Source organism: Acidothermus cellulolyticus 11B (assembly GCF_000015025.1).
GTDB classification, from domain to species: domain Bacteria; phylum Actinomycetota; class Actinomycetes; order Acidothermales; family Acidothermaceae; genus Acidothermus; species Acidothermus cellulolyticus.
This window is the reverse complement of record NC_008578.1, coordinates 684,795-704,824: the sequence shown is the minus strand read 5'-3', so window position 1 is coordinate 704,824 and position 20,030 is coordinate 684,795. Positions and strand designations below refer to the sequence as shown.

The following is a 20,030-nucleotide window of genomic DNA, read 5'->3' as shown; positions in this document are numbered from 1 at the left end:
TCCTCACTCGCTCCCCGTCGCGACGAGCGCATCCGCGCCGCCGACGATCTCACTGATTTCCTGGGTGATTTCGGCTTGCCGGGCCGCGTTGGCCAGGCGGGTGTACGTCCGGATCAGTTCCTCGGCGTTATCGGTCGCTGCCTTGCACGCACGCCGGCGCGCGGCAAGTTCCGAAGCGGCCCCTTGCAGCAACGCGTTGTAAATGCGCGCCTCGACATACCGCGGCAGCAGCGCGTCGAGGACGCCGGCGGCGTTTGGTTCGAATTCGTACTGCGGGAACATCCCGCCCACCGGCTCCTCGGTGGTCTCTTCCACCTCCAGCGGCAGAATACGGCGGGCCTCCGGCGTCTGGGTCAGCATCGAGACGAATTTCGTGTAGACCACGTGGATTTCATCGACGCCGCCGTCGTCCGCCGGCGTGTTGAACGCGGCAATCAGCGCGTCGGCGACATCCTTGGCCTGCAGGTAACTGGGATTCTCTGAGAAACCCAGCCAGGAGCGGACCACCGGCCGGTCCCGGAACCGGTAGTACGCAAGGCCTTTGCGGCCGATGATGTAGTGGACGACGTCCAGGCCGCGCTCCCGGAGGTGTTCGGTGAGGGCTTCGCCTTCCCGCAGGACGTTGGCACTATACGCGCCGGCGAGCCCGCGATCGGACGTAACGAGCAGGACCGCCGCCCGCACCGGACGCGCCCGCTCGGTGAGCAGCGGATGGTCGACGTTCGACTGGCTCGCCACCGCGGACACCGCCCGGGTGATGGCTTCGGCGTACGGCGTCGACGCGACGACCCGTTGCTGGGCTTTGACGATCCGCGACGCCGCGATGAGCTCCATGGCGCGGGTGATTTTCGCCGTCGCGCGTACCGAGCGGATCCGGCGTCGGTAAATACGGAGCTGGGCTCCCATCGAAATCTCTCCTACCCAGCCGTCCGTTGCGTCGTCGGCTTGCTGGGCGGCACGTGCTTGCGCACCTTCTCGGCCGCCAGGTGCGATTCGTCGAGCTGCGGCGCCTCCTCATGCCCGAGAATCTTGCCGTCGTGGGTTTCAAATGTCTGCTTGAACTCGGCGATGGCGAGTTTCAAGCTCTCCACGACATTGTCGGTCAACTCCCCGGTCTTGAGGATTTCGTCAAAGATGCCGTGATGGCGGAGCCGCACGTACTCAAGGAAATCGCGCTCAAACCGGCGAATGTCGGTGACCGGCACGTCGTCCAACTGGCCGGTCGTGCCCGCCCAGAGCGAGACCACCTGCTCCTCGACCGGGTACGGCGAGTACTGCGGCTGCTTCAGCAACTCGACCAACCGGGCGCCCCGCTCCAATTGGGCGCGGCTCGCGGCGTCCAAGTCGGAACCGAACGCAGCGAATGCTTCCAGCTCGCGGTACTGCGCGAGGTCCAGTCGGAGGCGGCCCGCCACCTGCTTCATCGCCTTGAGCTGGGCGTTCCCACCGACGCGGGAGACCGAAATTCCCACGTTGATGGCCGGGCGGACGCCCGAGTTGAACAAGTCCGTTTCCAAGAAAATCTGCCCGTCGGTGATGGAAATGACGTTGGTCGGAATGTACGCGGAAACGTCATTGCCTTTCGTCTCGATGATGGGCAGGCCGGTGAGCGAACCTCCGCCCATGGCGTCGGAGAGTTTCGCGCACCGCTCGAGAAGACGGGAGTGCAGGTAGAACACGTCTCCGGGGTACGCCTCCCGGCCCGGCGGACGGCGCAGCAGCAGGGAAATCGCCCGGTACGCCTCGGCCTGCTTCGACAAATCGTCGAAAACAATCAGCGCGTGCTGACCCTTGTACATCCAGTGCTGCCCGATCGCCGATCCGGTGTACGGCGCAAGGTACTTAAAGCCAGCCGGATCAGACGCCGGCGCCGCCACAATCGTGGTGTACTCCATCGCACCCGCGGCCTCGAGCGCACTCCGCACGGCGGCAATCGTGGAGCCCTTCTGGCCGATCGCGACGTAAATGCATTTGACCTGCAGTTTCGGATCGCCGCTCTCCCAGTTCGCCCGCTGATTGATGATGGTGTCAATCGCGACGGCGGTTTTCCCGGTCTGCCGGTCACCGATGATGAGCTCCCGCTGCCCGCGCCCGATCGCCGTCATCGCATCGATCGCCTTGATGCCGGTCTGCAGCGGCTCCTTCACCGGCTGGCGCTGCACCACGCTCGGCGCCTGAATTTCCAGCGCGCGGCGCCCTTCGGCCACGATCTCGCCCTTGCCGTCGAGCGGCCGGCCCAGTGGATCGACGACCCGGCCGAGGAACCCATCCCCCACCGGCACGGAGAGAACCTCGCCGGTCCGCTTCACCGTCTGACCTTCCTCAATGCCCTCAAACGGGCCGAGGATGACGGCACCGATCTCCCGGACGTCAAGGTTGAGGGCCAGGCCGAGCGTTCCGTCTTCGAACCGCAGCAGCTCGTTTGCCATGGTGGACGGCAGTCCTTCGATGCGAGCGATGCCGTCGCCCGCCTCCGTCACCCGGCCGACCTCCTCCCGGGAAGCGACGTCCGGGGTATAGGAGGAGACGAATTCCTCCAGGGCCGCGCGAATTTCTTCGGGCCGTATCGTCAGCTCAGACATGGGACCGGTTCGCTCCTTTGATGTTCTTCCGCCAACTCGTGATGTTCTTCCGTCTGCATGGCAGGGTCACGACGCAAGCCGTTGGCGCGTTTCGGCCAGGATGCTCGCAATCGATCCATCAATGACCTCGTCTCCGAGTTGGACGACGACACCGCCGCCGATTCGCGGGTCCACCTCGACGTGCAGGTGGACATCCCGCCCGTACAACTCGGAGAGCGCCCGTCGCAGCCGTGACCGCTCGTCATCCGTCAACGCCACCGCGGTGGTCACTCGGGCGACCAGCCGCTGCCGGAACCGCGCCGCGATCCCACTGAAATCGGCGAAACCCTCCTCCGGCGTCCGGCCGCGCGGGTGGCGGACCAGCTGCGTCACCAGAGCGACCGTCACCGGGTGGGCACGATCAGCCAGCAGGCGTTCGACGAGACGGACCTTGTTCTCCACCGGCAGCGTGCGATTGGCGAGGGCGTCACGGAGCTCCGGACGGCTGGCCACGATCCGGCCGAAGCGGAAGAGCTCGTCTTCGACGTCGTCGACGGCTCGGGACCGCTCCGCAGCCACCAACAGCGCGAGCACGCCGAGTGTCTCCAGCGCGTCGGACAGATCGCGGACACGGGACCACCGGGCGCGGACGACGGTCGCGACCAGCCGGCGGGCGGTTTCGCCGATCCGCTCGCCGAAGAGCCGATCCGCAAGGCTCACCTTCCGGCCCGGCTCGACGGCAGGATCGGAAAGGGCACGGCGCAGCGCCGGATGCTCGTCGAGAATCGCCGTGACGCTGAACAGCTGGGTGCCGACCTCCTCGGGCGGCTGGGCCCCCGGGCGGGGACGCACGAGCAGCTCCTCGGCCTCCCGCCAGGCCGCGGCCAAGGACTCCCGACTAGCGCCCTGCATCAGCGGTGGACCTCTCGCTTCTCATCCGTCCTCTTTCGCCCTCAGCGGTGCACTTCTTCGCGCTGCTGGCCGCCCACGACGTCGGACGCCGCCGGTTGCCGCTGCGCCCGCTCCTCGAGCTCGGCGAGGAACCGTTCGACGATCCGGTGCTGACGCTCAACGTCCGCCAGCGACTCGCCGACGATCCGGCTGGCAAGTTCCACCGCGAGCGAACCGACCTCGGCGCGCACCGCGGCGACGGCCCGCGCCCGCTCGGCTTGAATCTGCTCCTCGGCGGCGCGCACGATCCGGTCGGCTTCCCGGCGGGCCTGCTCTTTCATTTCCGCAATGATTTGCTGGCCCTCTTCGTGTGCCCGCTCCCGCACCCGGGTCGCCTCGGCGCGAATCTCCTGCAGCTGAGCCCGATATTCAGCGGCGGCCGCTTCGGCTTCGTCCCGCGCCCGCTTTGCCTCCTCGAACTGACTGCGGATCAGTTCCTGGCGTTCCGCCAACTTCTGGTTCACGAACGGAACGATGTATTTGCCGAAAATGAAGAGGATGAGCAAAAAGACGATGAGTTCCGCGATGGCGGTCGGTCCGGGAACGAGGAAGTTGTCGGCGAGGGTCCGGGGTGGCACGATCCGCCTACTTTCCGAGGACGAAGACGAACAGGGCCATGAACGCCAAGTTGATGAAGTACATGGCCTCCACGAGACCCACCGTAAGGAAGAAGAGCGGCATCAGTCGACCCTGAGACTCCGGCTGGCGCGCTACGCCGGCGATGGTCTGGGCACCGGCGAGCCCGTCACCGATCGCCGCACCGATGGCGCCGCCCGCCAGCGCCAGTCCGCCGCCGACAAAGGCGCCCGCTGCCTTGACCGCACTTTCAATATTCGTCGCGTTGGCCATCGTTTCTCCGATTCCTCTGTGTCTCGACGGGATAGGGGATCACCGGACCTGGCCGGCTGGTAACGGTGTCGGGGAAGCCTGACGGGACGACGAGTCACCGCCGTCGGCGTGCTCGTCGGATGCGCCGTGTCCTCCGGTCGCCGTGGCGAACGCATAGTAAAGAATCGTGAGCAGCGCGAAGATGAACGCCTGAATCACACCGACGCCGAGGTCGATGAGCTTCCACAGCCACTGCGGAAGCCAGAGCACGTAGGGAGGCATCAACGCCAACAAGGAAACCATGATGGCGCCGGAGAAGATATTCCCGAACAACCGCAGCGCCAGCGTGATGGGTTTCGCCAGCTCCTCGACCACGTTGATCGGGAAGAAAATCTTGTAGGGCTCGAAGTAATGGCGGATGTACCGGCCCAATCCCCGGCGCTTGAGGCTCACGATGTGCATCGGAACGATGACGACGAGCGCGAGGGTGAGGGTCAGGTTGATGTCCGCGGTCGGGGCCGGCAAGTGTTCCGGATGCCCGCTCGGCAGCACACCGATCCAGTTGCAGAGCAGGATATAGACGAAAAGCGTGACCGCCATCGGCGCGACGAACGGCGCGACCCGCAGGCCCATGCTCTCCTCGACCTGCCGATTCACCCAGGACACCAACATTTCAAAGAGAAGTTGCATTTTGCTGGGCACGCCGGAGCGCGCGGTCCAGCGCATGTACAGGCCGAGGCCAACGACGATGACACCCGCGATGACCGACGTCAGGATGGTGTCCCAGTGCCAAGTAAGACCAAGGAACTTAGCCGTCTCATGGGTGCCGATGTCGACTTCGACGGCGAGCACGTGGGGCTGCGCAGCGAGTGTCATACCTTACGGAACTCCTTCAGGACCGGCAGCGCACTGGCAACCGACGCGAGCAGGTGAAAGATAGCCAGGCCCGCGAGAACCGCAATGCCGTCCCGGCGAAATGCCGCGACGAAGACCAGGGCGAAGAGCGAGATGTAACCCAGCCGCACCAGGGAGGATTTCGCGTACTGCTTGCGGTTCGGATCTCCGGCTGAGATGTGTTTGAGAATCGACCGCACCGTGAGCACGTTGTTCAGCGTGCCGAGCGCGAGTCCCACCAGGAACAGAATGCCGATCAGCGGATGGCCCAGCACGCTGGCCCCGGCGAGCACCACGCCGCCGAGCACCGCCACGATGACGAAGACCCGCCGGGGTGTCCCGACGGGTACCATCAGCGGCCCGGTGCCACTCACGGCGTCCCTTTCGTCATGGTGTCCTGCGACGCGCGGCGCGTCACTCGTCGTCGTCCGGCTCTCCCGGCGGCTGCGTCCGGGGCGGTCCGGCTGGTTCGGGGTGAGCGAAATATGCACGGATGCGCAGCCAGCTCGCCACCAACCCGGCGACGATTCCGACGCCGAGACCGGTGATGGTCAAGGCGGGAAAGCTGCCGAGCCAGCCGTCGGCGAGCCACCCGATCACTAGCCCGGTGACGAGCGTCCCTACGTTGAGCGAGCCGATGCCCACCAGGGCGTAGAGACCGAGTTGCGGCCTGCCACGGTCCTGGTTCATCCTACGGAGCCGCCTCTCTTCCGGTGCGGACACGTAAGACTCCCAGGTTTCGTGGGATTGACGCGCACGTTACCACAGCAGACCCCGCCCGCCGTCGGGGGGAGGCTGTGTCCCAGATCACGTGCCGCGGCCCACCTCGAGCGGGCGAAGCGCACACTCAGCCGGTGCGACCGGTCACCCCGGCCGCTCGGTCCGGGACGCGACGCGGAGCCGGGGAAACGCGATGACGACAAGCGCGAGGAGCACCACGGCCCCCGCGGACGCGGCAACCACCAGCGGCGCCTGAGTGATCGCGAGTCCCACCACGCCAGCCGCGCAAATGGCCGACCACCCATACATGATCAATACAGCCCGCCGCTGCGAATGCCCGAGCTCGAGCAGCCGGTGGTGCAGGTGCTGTTTGTCAGGCGCCCAGGGCACCCGACCGGCGCGGGTCCGGCGTACCACGGCGGCAAGGAGATCGGCGAGCGGCACGAAGAGGACGGCGAACGGCAGCAGCAGCGGCAGGAACGTTCCGTACTGCTGGTACTGGTCGGCAGGAGACACCTGCCCGGTCAACGAAACCGTCGACGCAGCAAGAAGAAGGCCGATGAGCATCGATCCCGAATCGCCCATGAAGACCCGGGCCGGATGGAAATTGTGCGGGAGGAAGCCGATGCAGACGCCGGCCACGACGATCGCGAGCAGGAGCGGCGGCAAGGCGCGGGACAACCGCAACTCCACCGACATCTGGTACGACAGCGCGAAGAAGGCGAGTGCAGCGATGCCCACGATGCCGGCCGCCAGTCCGTCGAGCCCGTCGACGAAATTCACCGCATTGATCACGACGACGATGAAGGTGACCGTGAGGATCACCGACCAGTCCTGGCCCAGGATCAACGTGCCGTACGCCGGGATCGGCAGCCAGAGCAACTGCACACCCTGCAGGACGACGACCGCCGCGGCAAACACCTGTCCGGCGAGCTTCGTCACGGCGTCCAGACCGAAACGGTCATCAAGGGCGCCGATCACGAAGACGATCACACTGCCGAGCAGCAGGGCCCGGGGCTCCAGAAACCGCTGGTTGACCGCCTCGAGGGTGGGCAGCCGGGACGCGACCAGCATGGCGGCGGCCACTCCGAGCAGCATTGCCAGTCCACCGAGCCGCGGCGTGGGAATGCTGTGCACGTCACGGTCGCGCACCCCAGTGAGGGCCCGGATGCGCATGGCGAAACGCCGCGCGACCGGCGTCGTGAGGTAGGTGACACTCGCGGCTACCAGCAGGGTGATGAGGTACTCGCGCACACCGCCCTCCTCCCCACGCCGGATGATGGTCCGCTAGCCGGACTCTACGACTCCGCGCTGGGAATCCGCAGCTCCGGCACGACCTCCCGGAGCCGTTCCGCCTCTATAGCGCCGGAGCGCAGCAAGGTGGGCGTCTCACCAGTGAGATCGACAATGGACGACGGGATCGTCGACGTGGTTGGTCCGCCGTCGAGGTAGACGGCGACCGCCTCCCCCAGCTGTGCCCGCGCATTGGCGCAGGTCGTCGCGGGCGGCAAGCCGGAGCGGTTCGCGCTGCTCACCGCCATGGGACCTGTGCGCTGCAGCAACTCCAGGGCAAGATCCTCGGCCGGCATGCGTAGTGCGACCGTCCCGTTCGTCTCCCCGAGGTCCCAGGCCAGCGACGGGTTGTATCGGACGACGATGGTCAGCCCACCGGGCCAGAACGCGTCGATCAACGCGTACGCCGTCGGCGGCGCCGCAGCGACCAAGGCGTCAAACACCGGACGGGACCCGACGAGCACCGGCACCGGCATGTCCCGGCCGCGGCCTTTCGCCGCAAGCAGGGCGGCCACCGCGGCGGGCGTGAACGCGTCGGCGCCGATGCCGTAGACCGTGTCGGTCGGCAACACGACAAGCTGCCCGCGCCGGACGGCGTCCGCCGCCGCCTGCAACCCGGCCGTCCGCTGCCCCGGGTCCGAACAGTCGAAGACCTGCACGCTCACCTCCGATCTCCGTTCGTCCACCGTCACAACCGCCGCGCGGTCACGAACCGATCCCGACCGGTGAGGTCTTGGTGGGCGGCCACCTCCGACCAGCCCCGGTCGAACAACCCGACGACCGCGGCGCGCTGTCCGTCGCCGTGCTCCACCGCGACCCGGCCGCCGGGCCGGAGCAACCGCCGGGCCGCTTCGACGATCATTGCCGGGCCGGCGAGGCCGTCCGCGTCCGACCAGAGCGCACGCGGCGGATCGTGATCCCGGACTTCGGGTTCAAGAAGCTGCCGATCGCCTTCAGCAAGATAAGGCGGATTGGCCACGACGAGGTCGACCTGGCCGTCGAGTTCGGGCAGGGCGACCGCGGCATCCGCACACAGCACGACGACCCGGCCGGCAAGCCCGGTCCCGGCCACGTTCCGCTGCGCCCACGCCGTCGCGACCGGATCGTCGTCCACCGCGAAGACTCGAGCAGCCGGCACCTCCTGAGCGATCGACAGAGCGATCGCCCCGCTGCCGGTACAGAGGTCGACGACCAGCGGCTGGGCCGGTCCGTCCGCGCGAAGCGTCTCGATGCACCACCCTGCCAGCACCTCGGTCTCCGGCCGGGGGACGAAGACGCCGGGGCCGACGGCAAGTTCCAGGCGGCGGAACCCGACCGAGCCGGTCAGATGCTGCAGCGGAACCCGCTGAGCCCGGCGGGCGACCAGCTGACGGAACACCTCATGCCGGCCGGCCGGCAGCGCCCCGGCGGCGAGCAGGTGAGTGCGCGGACAGCCCAGAACGAACGCTGCGAGCTGCTCGGCATCGGCGTGCGGGCTGACCACCCCGGCTGCCGCCAGGATGGACGCCGCTTCGGCCAGCGCGGCGCGCAGCGGAACGGATGCGGGACGGTGTCGCACGGTGGATGATGTCATCGCTGCCTGCTCAGCACGGGTCGGGTCGGGTCCTGCTCCGCGGCGGCGAGCCGCGCCGCCGCGTCGGCATCGACGAGGGCCTGGATGACACCGTCGAGGTCGCCGTCCAGCACCTGGTCGAGGTTGTAGGCCTTGTAATTCACTCGGTGGTCGGAAATGCGGTTCTCCGGGAAGTTGTACGTGCGGATGCGTTCCGAGCGGTCGACGGTACGGACCTGGCTGCGGCGCTGCGCAGCCGCCTGAGCCTCCGCCTCTTCTTGGGCCAGCGCGAGCAACCGCGAGCGCAGAATGCGCAACGCGGTTTCCTTGTTCTGCAATTGGCTTTTTTCGTTCTGGCAGCTGACGACGATGCCGGTCGGCAGGTGGGTGATGCGGACGGCAGAATCCGTCGTATTCACGCTCTGCCCGCCGGGACCGGAGGACCGGAAGACGTCGATGCGCAGGTCGTTGGGATCGATCTGCACGTCGACCTCCTCAGCTTCCGGCATGACGAGAACGCCGACCGCCGACGTGTGAATGCGGCCCTGCGACTCCGTGACGGGGACACGCTGCACGCGGTGCACGCCGCCCTCGAACTTCAGCCGGCTCCACGCGCCTTCGCTCCCATCGGCGCGGATGGCGACCGTCACGTCCTTGTACCCGCCGAGATCGGACTCGGTCGCGTCCAGGATTTCGGTCTTCCAGCCGCGCCGTTCGGCGTACCGCAGGTACATGCGCAGCAGATCCCCGGCGAAGAGCGCGGACTCCTCCCCGCCCTCCCCTGCCTTGATCTGCATGATGACGTCCTTGCCGTCGTTGGGGTCAGCCGGTGCGAGCAGCGACCGCAGCCGCTCAGCGACGGCCTCGCGTTCGGCTTCCAGGGCGGGAATTTCCGCGCGGAATGCCGGGTCGGCCGCGGCCAGCTCGTGCGCTGCCGCGACGTCGGCGTCCAATGCCTTCCACCGCCGGTACGCCTCCACGATCGGCCCGAGCTGCGCGTAGCGGCGACCCAGGGTGCGGGCCGTCCGCGGGTCGGCATGCACGGCCGGATCCGCGAGCCGCCGCTCCAGATCGGCGTACTCGCGGAGAACCTCCTCGACCGCCTCGAACACTCCGGTGTGTCTCCCTCAGACGACGCGCGGCGGCGCCGGCCGGCAGGCCGGCACCGCCGTCGTCGCTACTTCCGCCCGGCCCGCGGTTTGCCGGTGCTGCGCGCGACCCGCGCGGCACCCGTGAGCTGGCCGAACCGCTTCTCAAACTTCTGCACCCGGCCGCCGACATCGAGAATCTTCTGCTTGCCGGTGTAGAACGGGTGGCAGTTCGAACAGACTTCGGCGTGGATGACGCCGCTCTTAGCCGTGCTGCGCGTGGTGAAGGTGTTCCCGCAGCTGCAGATTACCGTGGTCTCCCGGTACTCCGGGTGGATGTCGGGCTTCAACGCAGTCTCCTCTGGTCGCCGGGTCACCGCGTGGCGGTGTGAACCGGTACCTGATAACTTCCGGCCTCTCAGTCTGCCAGACGGCTGCCCGCCGGCACGCCGGCCAGCTGCCGAACCAGCCACCGGAGCGCCGCCCCGGCGTCCGGGAACGCCCGCCACGGCTCGGGATCATCAGGCTGGCCGGCGTACTCACCGGTGTACACCCGGATCGCCCGCATCCCCGCTGCACGGGCCCCGGCGACGTCCTTCCCGGGCCGGTCCCCGATGTGAACCGCATGCTCCGGCGGTACGCCGAGAGCGGCGAGCGCGTGCCGGAACGGCACCGGCGACGGCTTGCGATGTTCACGCCCCAGTTCATCGGAGTACACGACGACGTCGAACACATCGCGCAGGCCGAGGGCGCGGAGCTTCGCCCGCTGGATGTGAGGGTCACCGTCGGTAACGCACCCCACCGGGATCAGCCTCCGGACATCGGCCAGCGCCTCGGCGACACCGGGAAAGCAGGGCAGGGTGGTCGGCGCATGGGACCGGAACGCGCCGACCAGACCGGGCACCAGAGCGGCCAGCTCCCACTCCGGAACGCCGACCGCAAGCAGCGCCCGGTCTATGATCTTGCCGCGGTCGCTGCCTTCTGCAGCGATCCGGCGCAGCGCGGCCAGGAGGGTAGTCGGCTCGAGTCCAAACGCTGACCCCGCGGACGCCACCGCCTGCCAGGCGCCGTCCAGCCACGCACGCTGGTCGAAGAGCGTGTCATCGAGATCAACGGTGACGGCGGCAATGTCGCTCATCACGTCAACTCCCCGGCACGGAAGGCCGGTTCCCCATCGCCGAGTGCGGGCTCCCGCGGCCGGATCAAGCCGGCGAATTCGGGGTCGGCGAGGGCGGCGGCGATCCGCGGCCCGGTCCGACCGTCGCCGTACGGACACGGCAGCGCATCGATCCGGGCGGCTTCAGCAGGATCGGTCAACCGGGCCGCCGCGTCCAGGGCGCGGGCGGCGTCCATACCGGTGAGGACGGCGGACCCGTTGCGCACGCCCTCCCAGCGCGGGGTGGTCGTCCGCAGCACGACGACCGGGACGCCGAGCCAGGCCGCTTCCTCCTGCAGGCCGCCGCTGTCCGTGACGACGATGCGGCTCGCGGCAAGGGTCTGGAGCAGCTCCCGGTACGGCAGAGGCTCGACCAGCCGCACCCCATCGGCGTGGGCAAGCTCATCGAACCTGCCCGCGGCGACGAGCCGGGAGCGGGTCCGCGGGTGAACCGGGAACACCACCGGCGGTGACCGCCGGCCCAGGGCGCGGACGAGTGCGACAAGTTCCGCGAGCCGCCGCGGATCATCGACGTTTCCGGCGCGATGCGCGGTCAGGAGGACCCCGGAGCGCTGCTGCCAGGGCACCCGGGACACCCCGCTGGCGACCACGGCGTCGATCACCGGATTCCCGACGACCCGAATCCGCTCGGGTGCCACGCCCTCCTGACGCAGACACTCCGCCGCCAGCGTCGTCGGGGCGAAATGCACGGTGGCCAGCGCCGGCATCATCCGCCGATGAATCTCCTCCATGGACTTTTCGTTCGCCGACCGAAGCCCGGCTTCGACGTGAATGACGCCGATGCCAAACCGGCGGGCGGCCATCGCAACCAGCGGTGCGGTGTAAGTGTCGCCGAGGACGACGACGGCGTCGGCCCGGCGGGCGGCGAATTCGGCGAAGCCTGCGGAGAGCAACGCCCCCACCCGGGCTCCCTCGTCGTCCGGCAATTGCCAGGCGGCGTCGGGGAAGAATCCCAAATCGGCGAAGAATTGCCCGGCCAGCCGCGGATCCGCGTGCTGCCCGGTGGCGATCGTTCGTACGTCATGGCCGGCTGCGCGGAGCGCCGCGACCACCGGTGCGAGTTTGACAATTTCCGGTCGGGTGCCGAGAGCGACCGTAATTTTCACGTCTGGTACACCTCGTCGAAATACCGGTACATGCGGACGCCGGGGCGGGCGGCTAGCCGCTCGGTTCGCACGGCCCGCCCGACGATGGCACGGACATATTCGCCGACTAGGTCCGCACCCGCAGCCAAGGAGAGCGGAAGCGCCCCGGAGAAGCGGGGATTTGCCTCCACGACCGTGACCGCGCCGTCGTCGGAGACGAACCCCTGAATATTCGCCGGCCCGATGTGGCCGAGCGCCTTGATGGTCAACGCAACGGTCTGCATCACGGAATCGTCGGAGAACGTCTCCCCCACGGTCGAAATACCGCCCTTGGTCGCAAGCCGCCACCGCAACGCGCCGCCCGCGACAATTTCCGCCGGATGCGCGAGAACGTCCGCGGTGAATTCCCGGCCGGCCAGCGCGGTCTGCACGATCGGCTCGGCCACCAACGTCAATGCGGCGGCCAGCTCCTGGGGAGCCGTGACCCGGTGCACATCACGCGAACCGCGACCGAAACGGGGCTTGACGATCCACGGTCCGGGAACGCCCTCCGCGGTGCCGAGAGCGGTGGCCGGCACCGGAACCCCAGCGTCGCGCATCGCCTGGTAGAACGCCCACTTGTCCCTGCAGGTCTGTACCGTGCGGGCGTCGGGAAAGAGAAAGCGCAACCCGGCGTCACGCAAATACCCTGCACCGGCAATGAGAACGGGCAATTCTTCGGTGACGGTCGGCACGAGCAGCTCGGCGTCGAACAGCGTCGCAGCGTGGATCAGCGCGGTCAGGTACGTCGGATCGTCGGCTCGCGGCACGGCTTGGCCGTGATCGGCAAGCCGGATCCCCACAGCGTCCGGATCGGCGTCCACGCCAATCACCGTGTGCCCGGCGGCCCGCAATGCCCGGACGACGGCGACGCCGGCTGCACCGCCGACACCGGTGACCAGAATCCGCAGTCGGGCCAGCGGATCGTCGTCCGGCGGCGGCCCCAGCGCGGCGGCGTCGTCGACGTGCAGGTCGGTCGCGGTCCGGCGCCGGAATTCGTGTTCGCGGACAGGATGCAGGGACGGCGCCGGCACGGTCCCCGCCACCCCGGCGAGCAGCGGAGCCGACCGGACCGGTGATCGCGCGAGATCCGGGCGTGCGCCGACGTACGCCTTCGCCCACAACCGCAACTCGACGATCGCCGCAGTGGACGCCGGTTCCCATTGATGAGCAGCGACACACTCGACGACCGCCGCCCGGACCGCCGGGTCGGTCTCGACGCGGACGGCGCGGAGCAGCGCCGGAGCCGTGCTGGCCAAGCCGAGCTCGGCCGCCTGCCGCACCGCGGCGATGCGCACTGCAGGGTCGGGGTCCGCAAGGCCGCTGCGGATGCCCTGCCGAATCCGCGCGAACCGGACGGTCCGCCAGCCGATGCCGGCCGCGATGAGGACGACGCCGAGCAGGATGGCAAGCAGCCGCAGGTTATCCACCATCGGCTACTCTCCTTACCTCTCCTCCGGGCGCATGCCGCGGCTGGGCAGCGGCCACGCCCTCAGAGGACATCGCTGACCCGGGCCGCTCGTGGAATCCGTGTCGTCGCCCTCGGCAGCAGCAGGTAGAGCATGAGGAAAAACCCGATCATCGTGTAACCGAGGCCGAAGAGCGTGCCCACCCAGTCGTGGAACAACACCAATCCCCGTGCACCGACCTGCAGGCCGACCCAGAGCGATGCGGCGATCCGGAGCACATTGCAGATCACGACGAGGGTTGCCGCCGTGAGCAGCGCGGCGCTGCGCCGCACCCAGTGCCCGTGGACGACGAACGCCGCGATCGCCGCGAGGGCGAGCACCGGTACGAGCGAGGAGCAGAACGGCGTCAGCTGCGCCCGGAACGGGGTGTGGTGGGCGGGCAGGACCTGGAAATAGTGGTCACCAACGAGGGTCACCCGCTGCCCGGGCCGGAGGACGTCGAGCACCAGCCGGCTCTCGAGCGCCCGGAGCGGGTCGGAGAGCAGGAGAAAACCGCCGAAAGCCACCACCAAGGCGGCCGCCAGCAGCCCGGCGATGACGGCGCGGCGGCGGATCACAGCCGCTCCTCGGCGAGCGGTCCGCGGTCCGCGATCTCCTCGCGGCCGGCGAGCGCGCTCCACTGGGACCGCTTCGTCTTCACCCAGGTGTAGGGCCGGCCAAGGAGCCCGTCGATCCACGCCCGGGTGCAGACGAGCATGAAAACGACGAACAGGGGGGTCATCCAGGCCACCGACCAGGCGGCCCGGCGCGGAGCCCGGCCGACCAGCAGGCCGACCGCGAGTTCGCAGAACGGGCCGGCGAAGAGCAGGGCGGCGAGGGGCAGCAGTTCGACCACACTCACGTGCGGCCCGATGCCGGCAAGGCGCAGCAGGGTGAGGACGAGCGTCAGGGTGCAGAAGACAGGCACGTGGTAGACGAGGAGAAACAGGGTCGTCTCGATCTTCTGCCCGAGGGTGAGGTGCGGGCACCGCCACACGCCGCGGCGATAGTCCCGCCATACCTGCTGGTGGCCGCGGGCCCAGCGGTATCGCTGCCGGACGAACCGCGCCAACGTGGTCGCTCCTTCCTCGGTGTCCACCGCGGTGATGTCGTACCGCACGCGATAACCGGCCAAGACCAGCCGCAACGTGATATCGGTGTCTTCGGTCACGCTGTTGACATTCCAGCCGCCGAATTGCCGCAGCAGAGCGGTCCGGACCGCACAATTGGCTCCGCCGTACGCCGGTAGCCCGAAAAGCGCCTGCCGACCGTATTCGTTCACGAGGTAGCCGGAGAAATAGTCGATGGCAATCGAGCGGGCGAGGGTGGATTGCACGGAATTCCGCACGATGCACCGGCCTTGGACGGCGGCCACGGTGGGGTCGCGAAAGTGACGGACCAGCCGGTGGATGACGTTGCGGCGCGGGATGTGGTCGGCGTCGAAGACGACGACGATTTCCCCGTTCGCTTCCGCCAGCGCGGCGTTGAGCGCACCGGATTTGCCGCCGCCGGCGCCGGCCGGTCGATGAATCACCCGCATGTGCCGGATGCCGGCGGTCAGCTGATCAAGCAATTCACCCGTGCGATCACTGGACCCGTCGTTGACGATCAGAATTTCGAGGCGGGATCTCGGGTAGTGCAGGGCGACCAGGCCGCGGATCAGCCCGGGTACGACGCTCTCCTCGTTGTGGCACGCGACGAGCACGCTCACCGTCGGAAGGTCTTCGCTGGGCACCTCCGGGCTCTCGTACAGATCCGTCGGCGCCCATCGGGCCGCCGCAGCCGCGAAGGCGACATGGCGGAGGAAGAAGACGAGGAAGACGAGGTTGATGACGAGGACGCCGAGAAAGATCGCCCGATCAGGGCCGAGAATGCCGACGGCCGCGCTGATCAGCCCGGCCAGCACGATGAACGTCCACGGCACGCCGCTGACCGAGGAATCGGACGCCGCGAGTCCCCGGAACGAGCCGGCGAGTGGCGGGGCGGTCACGGACGGCGGCCACCCACCAGGTACACCGATGTCCCGGTACGCCGGACAGGCTCGCCCGCACCGCCGCCGTCGACAAGCTCGAAGTCCCGGACGCCGACCCGATCAGCGGCCGCCTCACCGGCCGCCGCTGCGCTCTCGAGCCGGCGTACCGCCGACGCGCCACCGGTGATGTCCCAGACGAACCGGGGCACCTCGAACGCCTCGGCGTACCGCATCCGGGCTTGATGACCCCAGAACCGGGCGCCGGCCTCGACCGCTTCTAGATCAACGAGCTCGCACCGCTCGACCTGCGAGCGGTGACAAGCGAGCGCCTCGAGCTTGCCCCGCAAGGTGTCTTCGATGTCGACGTAGACGACCGGGTTGAACGCGGTGGCGGACGGCGATTGGTAGCAGAGCACCCGGTTGAGGCGCCGCGCGGCGGAGAGCGAACAGAGGGCGGTCGCCACGTGGTCTTGATGGGTGTCGTGCTGACCGTGCGTGTAGAGCACCTCCGCGCCGACGGCGGCAATGACGGAGTCGATGAAGGTCACCGTCTCTCGGCTGTGCGGGATCGCGCCGTCCGGGAAACCGCCCCAAATCAGCTCGGCCCCGAGGCGCGCCGCGGCATTCTCCTGTTCGAGGACACGCGAGACGGAGTCCTGCGGCCCCCGCTCGCCGGTGGTCATCACGAGCAGGGTGACCTTGTCACCGACCGCGACATGTCGAAGGAGGGCGCCGGCGCAGCCCAGTTCGATGTCATCGGGGTGCGCCCCAATGGCGAGGACGTTCATGCGGTGCTCCCGTAGCCCCCACGCGGGCCTCGAAACGCTGGACGGTACGAGAACATACTCGGCGGATCGCGCCGCGACTCGAGCGCCTGAGCGACCCAATCCGGTGTGTCGAACGGACTAGCCGCCTCCTCGTACGCCCGGCCGAGACGGCGTCGGCCAAGCCCGCGCACACCAGGCCGGCATCACTCCGAGGGCATCGGCATCGTCTTCTGCACCTGGACGAGGAACTCCGCGTTGCTGCGGGTCTGCCGCATTTTCTCGATGAGCACCTCAAGGGCTTGCTGGGGGTCGAGGGCATGAAGCACCCGCCGCAACCGCCAGACGATCTGGAGTTCCTCCGGGGAGAGCAGGATTTCTTCTTTCCGGGTGCCGGACGCGTTGATGTCGACCGCCGGGAAAATGCGCTTGTCAGCGAATTTCCGGTCGAGCTTGAGCTCCATGTTGCCGGTTCCCTTGAATTCTTCGAAGATGACCTCGTCGCCGCGGGAACCGGTTTCGACCAACGCCGTGGCAATGATAGTGAGCGAACCGCCGTTCTCAATGTTGCGGGCCGCGCCGAAGAATTTCTTCGGCGGATACAGCGCAGCGGAGTCGACCCCACCGGAGAGAATACGCCCGGACGCCGGCGCCGCGGTGTTGTACGCGCGGCCCAAGCGGGTGATGGAGTCGAGCAGGATGACGACGTCGTGACCGAGCTCGACAAGTCGCTTCGCCCGCTCAATGGACAGCTCCGCGACCATCGTGTGGTCTTCCGCCGGACGGTCGAACGTCGACGAAATAACCTCGCCCTTCACCGAGCGTTGCATGTCGGTGACTTCCTCCGGCCGCTCGTCGACGAGCACGACGATGAGGTGGCACTCCGGATTGTTCCGCGTAATGGCGTTCGCGATTGCTTGGAGCACCATCGTCTTGCCCGCCTTGGGCGGCGAGACGATGAGACCGCGCTGGCCTTTGCCGATCGGTGCGATGAGGTCGATGATGCGCGTGGTGATCTGCTGAGGCTCCGTCTCCAACCGCAACCGCTCTTGCGGATACAGCGGAGTGAGCTTGCTGAATTCCACTCGGTTTCGGGCGCTCTCCGGATCCATGCCGTTCACGGTGTCCAGCCGCACCAGCGGGTTGAATTTCTCCCGCCGTTCCCCTTCGCGCGGCTGGCGAACCATTCCGGTGATCGCATCGCCCTTGCGCAAGCCATACCGGCGCACCTGGGCCAACGAGACGTACACATCATTCGGCCCGGGCAGGTATCCGGACGTACGCACGAATGCGTAATTGTCCAGCACGTCAAGAATTCCGGCGATCGGCACCAGGACGTCGTCCTCGGAAACAGCCGGCTCGTAATCCGACCGTTCCCGCACCCGCAGCCGTCCGCCGCGTTCGCGGAAGCGGCCGCGCCGGCGACGGCCGCCCATGTCGGCGAATTCCTCGTCCTCCCGGCGACGTTCCGCACCGTTGCTCACGGTTCCATTGCCGTTGCCGCCGGTTTCCGCCGGGCTGCCCGCCTGACCGCCGGCCACGCGGCTCCCGTTGCCCGCCGGAGCGCCGCGCTGCGCTGCCTCCCGACCCAGGCCCGGCCCTGCCGTCGGGGCTGAGACCGCCGCGGCCCCGTTCGCCGGCCCGAAACCAGCCGGCTGACTCGGGCTCGCGCCGGCTCCTCCGCCCGCTGCACCCGTGGCGTTGCGGCCGCCGAACCGGCCGGCGCGACGCTGCATCTGACCGTCGCCGGCGCGGGCGGCCGGTGGCTGAGCGGTCTCCGCCGTACCCGGAGAGATTTCGAGCGGCGAACCAGCCGGAGCTGCAGCCGTCGACTGCACGGGAACCTCGACGTCGAGCGTGGGTGTCGTCTGCAGGGCGGGAACCACCGCCCGCCGCCCGCGTGAGCGGCTTACCGTCGTCCGCGCCGCGGGCGTCTCGCCGGGGCTTTCGCCGCCGGCATCACTCCCGGCCGGGGAGCCTCCAGCGGCGGCGCCCGAACCACCCTGCCGCTGGCGAATTGCTTCGATCAATTCGCCCTTACGCATCCGCGCAATCCCGGTAATTCCCAGACTGGCGGCCAGCGCCTGCAATTCCGAAAGCACCATGGCGGACAGCGACGATGTGCCGCTCTCGGCAGCCTTGCGGCGGCGCGCACCACCACGGCTCTCGTCGCTGGTGCCGGAAGGAGAGGAATTCTCGCCGGAAACGGTGGGCATTGCGGTGCTGATGTCGGTCACTCAGAGTTCCTTTCGAAAAGATGTCCGAGACGGCGCGTGCAACCGATGCCGTCTGGTCTGTCCGGCAGGCCGCCGGAAATATTGCGGCATGCTCCCCGGGAATTCATCGCTGGTTCCTGGATTCGCGCTTGTGCGCATGCGGCGAACCCCAGAAACTGGTCGCCCGCAACGGCCGGCTGGACTCACTGACGTCTGACATCCCTGGAGGAGAGATGGTGGGTACGGCGTCGAGGAAACCCTGGCCGCTAGGGCCGGCGAATGTTCGGGGAGCGAGCACCTCACCACTCTCACGTGATCGGCGAGGGCTTGGTGCAGCTTCAGAGTAGCACTGCAGTCAACCGGTGGCGAGGTTTTCCACCGCCGAGTCGTGGCCGCCCCGTCCGCGACCGCCGACCCGGTAACGCCGAGTCGCGGCCGCCCCGGACGGGATGCGTCACTCGACGAGCAGCTCCACGCCTGTCCCTCGGGTGTCTACGGCAAGCAGCATCGGGCGGAATCCGGGAACCTCGAGCGCGGCGACCCGGGGCGCCTCGGCGGCATCGGCCAGGGCGAGGACGGTCGGGCCCGCCCCGGAGAGCACCGCGGCAATCCCTCCCGACCGGAGCCGATCGATCAACGCCGCACTTGCCGGCATGACGGCGGCCCGGTACGGCTGGTGCAACTCGTCGCGGGTCGCGTCCAGGAGCAGGTCGGGACGGCGGGTGAGCGCGGCGATGAGCAGGGCGCCGTACGCGACATTCCGGGCCGCGGCCTGGTGGGGTACCTGCTCAGGCAGCGTTCGCCGGGTATCCGCGGTCGCCGCTGTCTGCTCGGAGAGAAAGAGCACCGCGCGGATCCGCGGGTCGGCCTCCAACCGCAGGGCGCGGACGCCGCCGAACGTGTCTCGCCACGCCACGGTCAATCCGCCGAGCAGGCAGGCGGCGACGTTGTCCGGGTGTCCCTCGAGCCGGGCGGCTAGTTCGAGCACCGCGTCGTCGGGCAGCTCCCCAGTGCCGCCGATGACGAGCTCCCGGGCCGCCACGACACCTGCCACGATCGCGGCTGCCGATGACCCGAGGCCTCGGCCGTGCGGAATGCGATTCGTGCAGCGGACCTCGAGACCGGGCGGCTGTCCGCCCAGCCGCTCAAACGCCGCACGCATCGACCGGATGACGAGATTGCGCTCGTCCCGCGGCACCTCCGCGCTCCCCTCGCCGGTCACCTCGACGTGCAGGCCGTGGTCGGTGACCCGGACGGTGACCTCGTTGTGCAACGCGAGAGCCAACCCGAAACTGTCGAATCCGGGTCCGAGGTTGGCGCTTGTCGCCGGCACCCGGACCCGCACCGGCCCCTGCCGGAAGGGTGCGGCCAGCCCGGCGCCGGTCATCGGACCGCCACCCGGGCGGTGATCACGGGACCGTGGTGCCGTTCGACGACACAGC

The 20,030-nt window shown here is 68.5% G+C and carries 21 protein-coding genes; all 21 read right to left on the bottom strand.

Annotated features, from left to right (window positions below):
• Positions 1-3: 3 nt before the first annotated feature.
• The 21 genes from ACEL_RS03355 to thrB all read right to left on the bottom strand — a co-directional run bounded on the left by ACEL_RS03355 (position 4) and on the right by thrB (position 19,960).
• A complete protein-coding gene (locus tag ACEL_RS03355) occupies positions 4-906 on the bottom strand; it encodes a F0F1 ATP synthase subunit gamma (RefSeq protein WP_011719488.1) in 903 nt (300 codons plus the stop codon).
• Between the two features lie 11 nt (positions 907-917).
• The gene (atpA, locus tag ACEL_RS03350) at positions 918-2,582 is read right to left on the bottom strand and encodes a F0F1 ATP synthase subunit alpha (protein WP_011719487.1); all 1,665 of its coding nucleotides are present in this window, start codon (positions 2,580-2,582) and stop codon (positions 918-920) included.
• 66 nt (positions 2,583-2,648) lie between these two features.
• Positions 2,649-3,473 (bottom strand): F0F1 ATP synthase subunit delta, encoded by an 825-nt coding sequence (locus tag ACEL_RS03345; RefSeq protein ID WP_011719486.1) that lies wholly within the window; start codon positions 3,471-3,473, stop codon positions 2,649-2,651.
• A gap of 41 nt (positions 3,474-3,514) precedes the next feature.
• Positions 3,515-4,090, bottom strand: coding sequence for a F0F1 ATP synthase subunit B (locus tag ACEL_RS03340; RefSeq protein WP_011719485.1), 576 nt, complete (start codon positions 4,088-4,090; stop codon positions 3,515-3,517).
• 7 nt (positions 4,091-4,097) lie between these two features.
• Entirely contained in the window at positions 4,098-4,361 is a 264-nt protein-coding gene (locus tag ACEL_RS03335; RefSeq protein ID WP_011719484.1) for a F0F1 ATP synthase subunit C, read from the bottom strand.
• A gap of 39 nt (positions 4,362-4,400) precedes the next feature.
• Entirely contained in the window at positions 4,401-5,216 is an 816-nt protein-coding gene (gene atpB, locus ACEL_RS03330) for a F0F1 ATP synthase subunit A (RefSeq protein WP_011719483.1), read from the bottom strand.
• Complete coding sequence (locus tag ACEL_RS03325; RefSeq protein ID WP_011719482.1) at positions 5,213-5,608, bottom strand: ATP synthase subunit I; 396 nt, start codon at positions 5,606-5,608, stop codon at positions 5,213-5,215. The genes atpB and ACEL_RS03325 overlap by 4 nt, the downstream gene beginning before the upstream one ends.
• Positions 5,609-5,648: 40 nt before the next feature.
• Positions 5,649-5,924, bottom strand: coding sequence for an AtpZ/AtpI family protein (locus tag ACEL_RS03320; RefSeq protein WP_041834915.1), 276 nt, complete (start codon positions 5,922-5,924; stop codon positions 5,649-5,651).
• A 174-nt stretch (positions 5,925-6,098) separates the two neighbouring features.
• Positions 6,099-7,208 carry an MraY family glycosyltransferase gene (locus ACEL_RS03315; RefSeq protein WP_011719480.1) on the bottom strand — a complete coding sequence of 370 codons (1,110 nt, stop codon included), beginning with the start codon at positions 7,206-7,208 and terminating at the stop codon, positions 6,099-6,101.
• A 44-nt stretch (positions 7,209-7,252) separates the two neighbouring features.
• The gene (locus ACEL_RS03310) at positions 7,253-7,912 is read right to left on the bottom strand and encodes an L-threonylcarbamoyladenylate synthase (protein WP_011719479.1); all 660 of its coding nucleotides are present in this window, start codon (positions 7,910-7,912) and stop codon (positions 7,253-7,255) included.
• 23 nt (positions 7,913-7,935) lie between these two features.
• Positions 7,936-8,820, bottom strand: a complete 885-nt coding sequence (gene prmC / locus ACEL_RS03305) for a peptide chain release factor N(5)-glutamine methyltransferase (protein WP_011719478.1) — start codon at positions 8,818-8,820, stop codon at positions 7,936-7,938.
• Positions 8,817-9,911: a peptide chain release factor 1 gene (gene prfA / locus ACEL_RS03300; protein ID WP_011719477.1), complete on the bottom strand. Its 1,095-nt coding sequence runs from the start codon at positions 9,909-9,911 to the stop codon at positions 8,817-8,819. Before prfA ends, prmC begins: the two co-directional genes overlap by 4 nt.
• 65 nt (positions 9,912-9,976) lie before the next feature.
• Positions 9,977-10,237 carry a 50S ribosomal protein L31 gene (rpmE, locus tag ACEL_RS03295; RefSeq protein ID WP_011719476.1) on the bottom strand — a complete coding sequence of 87 codons (261 nt, stop codon included), beginning with the start codon at positions 10,235-10,237 and terminating at the stop codon, positions 9,977-9,979.
• A 68-nt stretch (positions 10,238-10,305) separates the two neighbouring features.
• Positions 10,306-11,025: an HAD family hydrolase gene (locus ACEL_RS03290; protein ID WP_011719475.1), complete on the bottom strand. Its 720-nt coding sequence runs from the start codon at positions 11,023-11,025 to the stop codon at positions 10,306-10,308.
• The gene (gene wecB / locus ACEL_RS03285; protein ID WP_011719474.1) at positions 11,025-12,170 is read right to left on the bottom strand and encodes a non-hydrolyzing UDP-N-acetylglucosamine 2-epimerase; all 1,146 of its coding nucleotides are present in this window, start codon (positions 12,168-12,170) and stop codon (positions 11,025-11,027) included. The genes ACEL_RS03290 and wecB overlap by 1 nt, the downstream gene beginning before the upstream one ends.
• The gene (locus ACEL_RS03280; RefSeq protein ID WP_011719473.1) at positions 12,167-13,621 is read right to left on the bottom strand and encodes an ATP-grasp domain-containing protein; all 1,455 of its coding nucleotides are present in this window, start codon (positions 13,619-13,621) and stop codon (positions 12,167-12,169) included. The genes wecB and ACEL_RS03280 overlap by 4 nt, the downstream gene beginning before the upstream one ends.
• Positions 13,622-13,680: 59 nt before the next feature.
• Positions 13,681-14,214: an exosortase/archaeosortase family protein gene (locus ACEL_RS12235; protein ID WP_011719472.1), complete on the bottom strand. Its 534-nt coding sequence runs from the start codon at positions 14,212-14,214 to the stop codon at positions 13,681-13,683.
• Complete coding sequence (locus ACEL_RS03270) at positions 14,211-15,626, bottom strand: glycosyltransferase family 2 protein (protein ID WP_011719471.1); 1,416 nt, start codon at positions 15,624-15,626, stop codon at positions 14,211-14,213. Before ACEL_RS03270 ends, ACEL_RS12235 begins: the two co-directional genes overlap by 4 nt.
• On the bottom strand, positions 15,623-16,396 hold the full coding sequence (locus tag ACEL_RS03265) for a PIG-L deacetylase family protein (protein WP_011719470.1): 774 nt from the start codon (positions 16,394-16,396) through the stop codon (positions 15,623-15,625). The genes ACEL_RS03270 and ACEL_RS03265 overlap by 4 nt, the downstream gene beginning before the upstream one ends.
• A 182-nt stretch (positions 16,397-16,578) precedes the next feature.
• Entirely contained in the window at positions 16,579-18,609 is a 2,031-nt protein-coding gene (gene rho / locus ACEL_RS03260; RefSeq protein ID WP_011719469.1) for a transcription termination factor Rho, read from the bottom strand.
• Positions 18,610-19,042: 433 nt separating this feature from the next.
• A complete protein-coding gene (thrB, locus tag ACEL_RS03255) occupies positions 19,043-19,960 on the bottom strand; it encodes a homoserine kinase (RefSeq protein ID WP_041835323.1) in 918 nt (305 codons plus the stop codon).
• Positions 19,961-20,030: the final 70 nt, after the last annotated feature.

What these genes read in the sequence shown, in the direction of transcription:
- ACEL_RS03280 (WP_011719473.1), bottom strand. Translation starts at nt 13,621, where the DNA reads ATGGTGGATAACCTGCGGCTGCTTGCCATCCTGCTCGGCGTCGTCCTC.
- ACEL_RS03345 (WP_011719486.1), bottom strand. Translation starts at nt 3,473, where the DNA reads ATGCAGGGCGCTAGTCGGGAGTCCTTGGCCGCGGCCTGGCGGGAGGCC.
- ACEL_RS03290 (WP_011719475.1), bottom strand. Translation starts at nt 11,025, where the DNA reads ATGAGCGACATTGCCGCCGTCACCGTTGATCTCGATGACACGCTCTTC.
- prmC (WP_011719478.1), bottom strand. Translation starts at nt 8,820, where the DNA reads ATGACATCATCCACCGTGCGACACCGTCCCGCATCCGTTCCGCTGCGC.
- ACEL_RS03265 (WP_011719470.1), bottom strand. Translation starts at nt 16,396, where the DNA reads ATGAACGTCCTCGCCATTGGGGCGCACCCCGATGACATCGAACTGGGC.
- ACEL_RS03320 (WP_041834915.1), bottom strand. Translation starts at nt 5,924, where the DNA reads ATGAACCAGGACCGTGGCAGGCCGCAACTCGGTCTCTACGCCCTGGTG.
- atpB (WP_011719483.1), bottom strand. Translation starts at nt 5,216, where the DNA reads ATGACACTCGCTGCGCAGCCCCACGTGCTCGCCGTCGAAGTCGACATC.
- atpA (WP_011719487.1), bottom strand. Translation starts at nt 2,582, where the DNA reads ATGTCTGAGCTGACGATACGGCCCGAAGAAATTCGCGCGGCCCTGGAG.
- ACEL_RS03335 (WP_011719484.1), bottom strand. Translation starts at nt 4,361, where the DNA reads ATGGCCAACGCGACGAATATTGAAAGTGCGGTCAAGGCAGCGGGCGCC.
- ACEL_RS03355 (WP_011719488.1), bottom strand. Translation starts at nt 906, where the DNA reads ATGGGAGCCCAGCTCCGTATTTACCGACGCCGGATCCGCTCGGTACGC.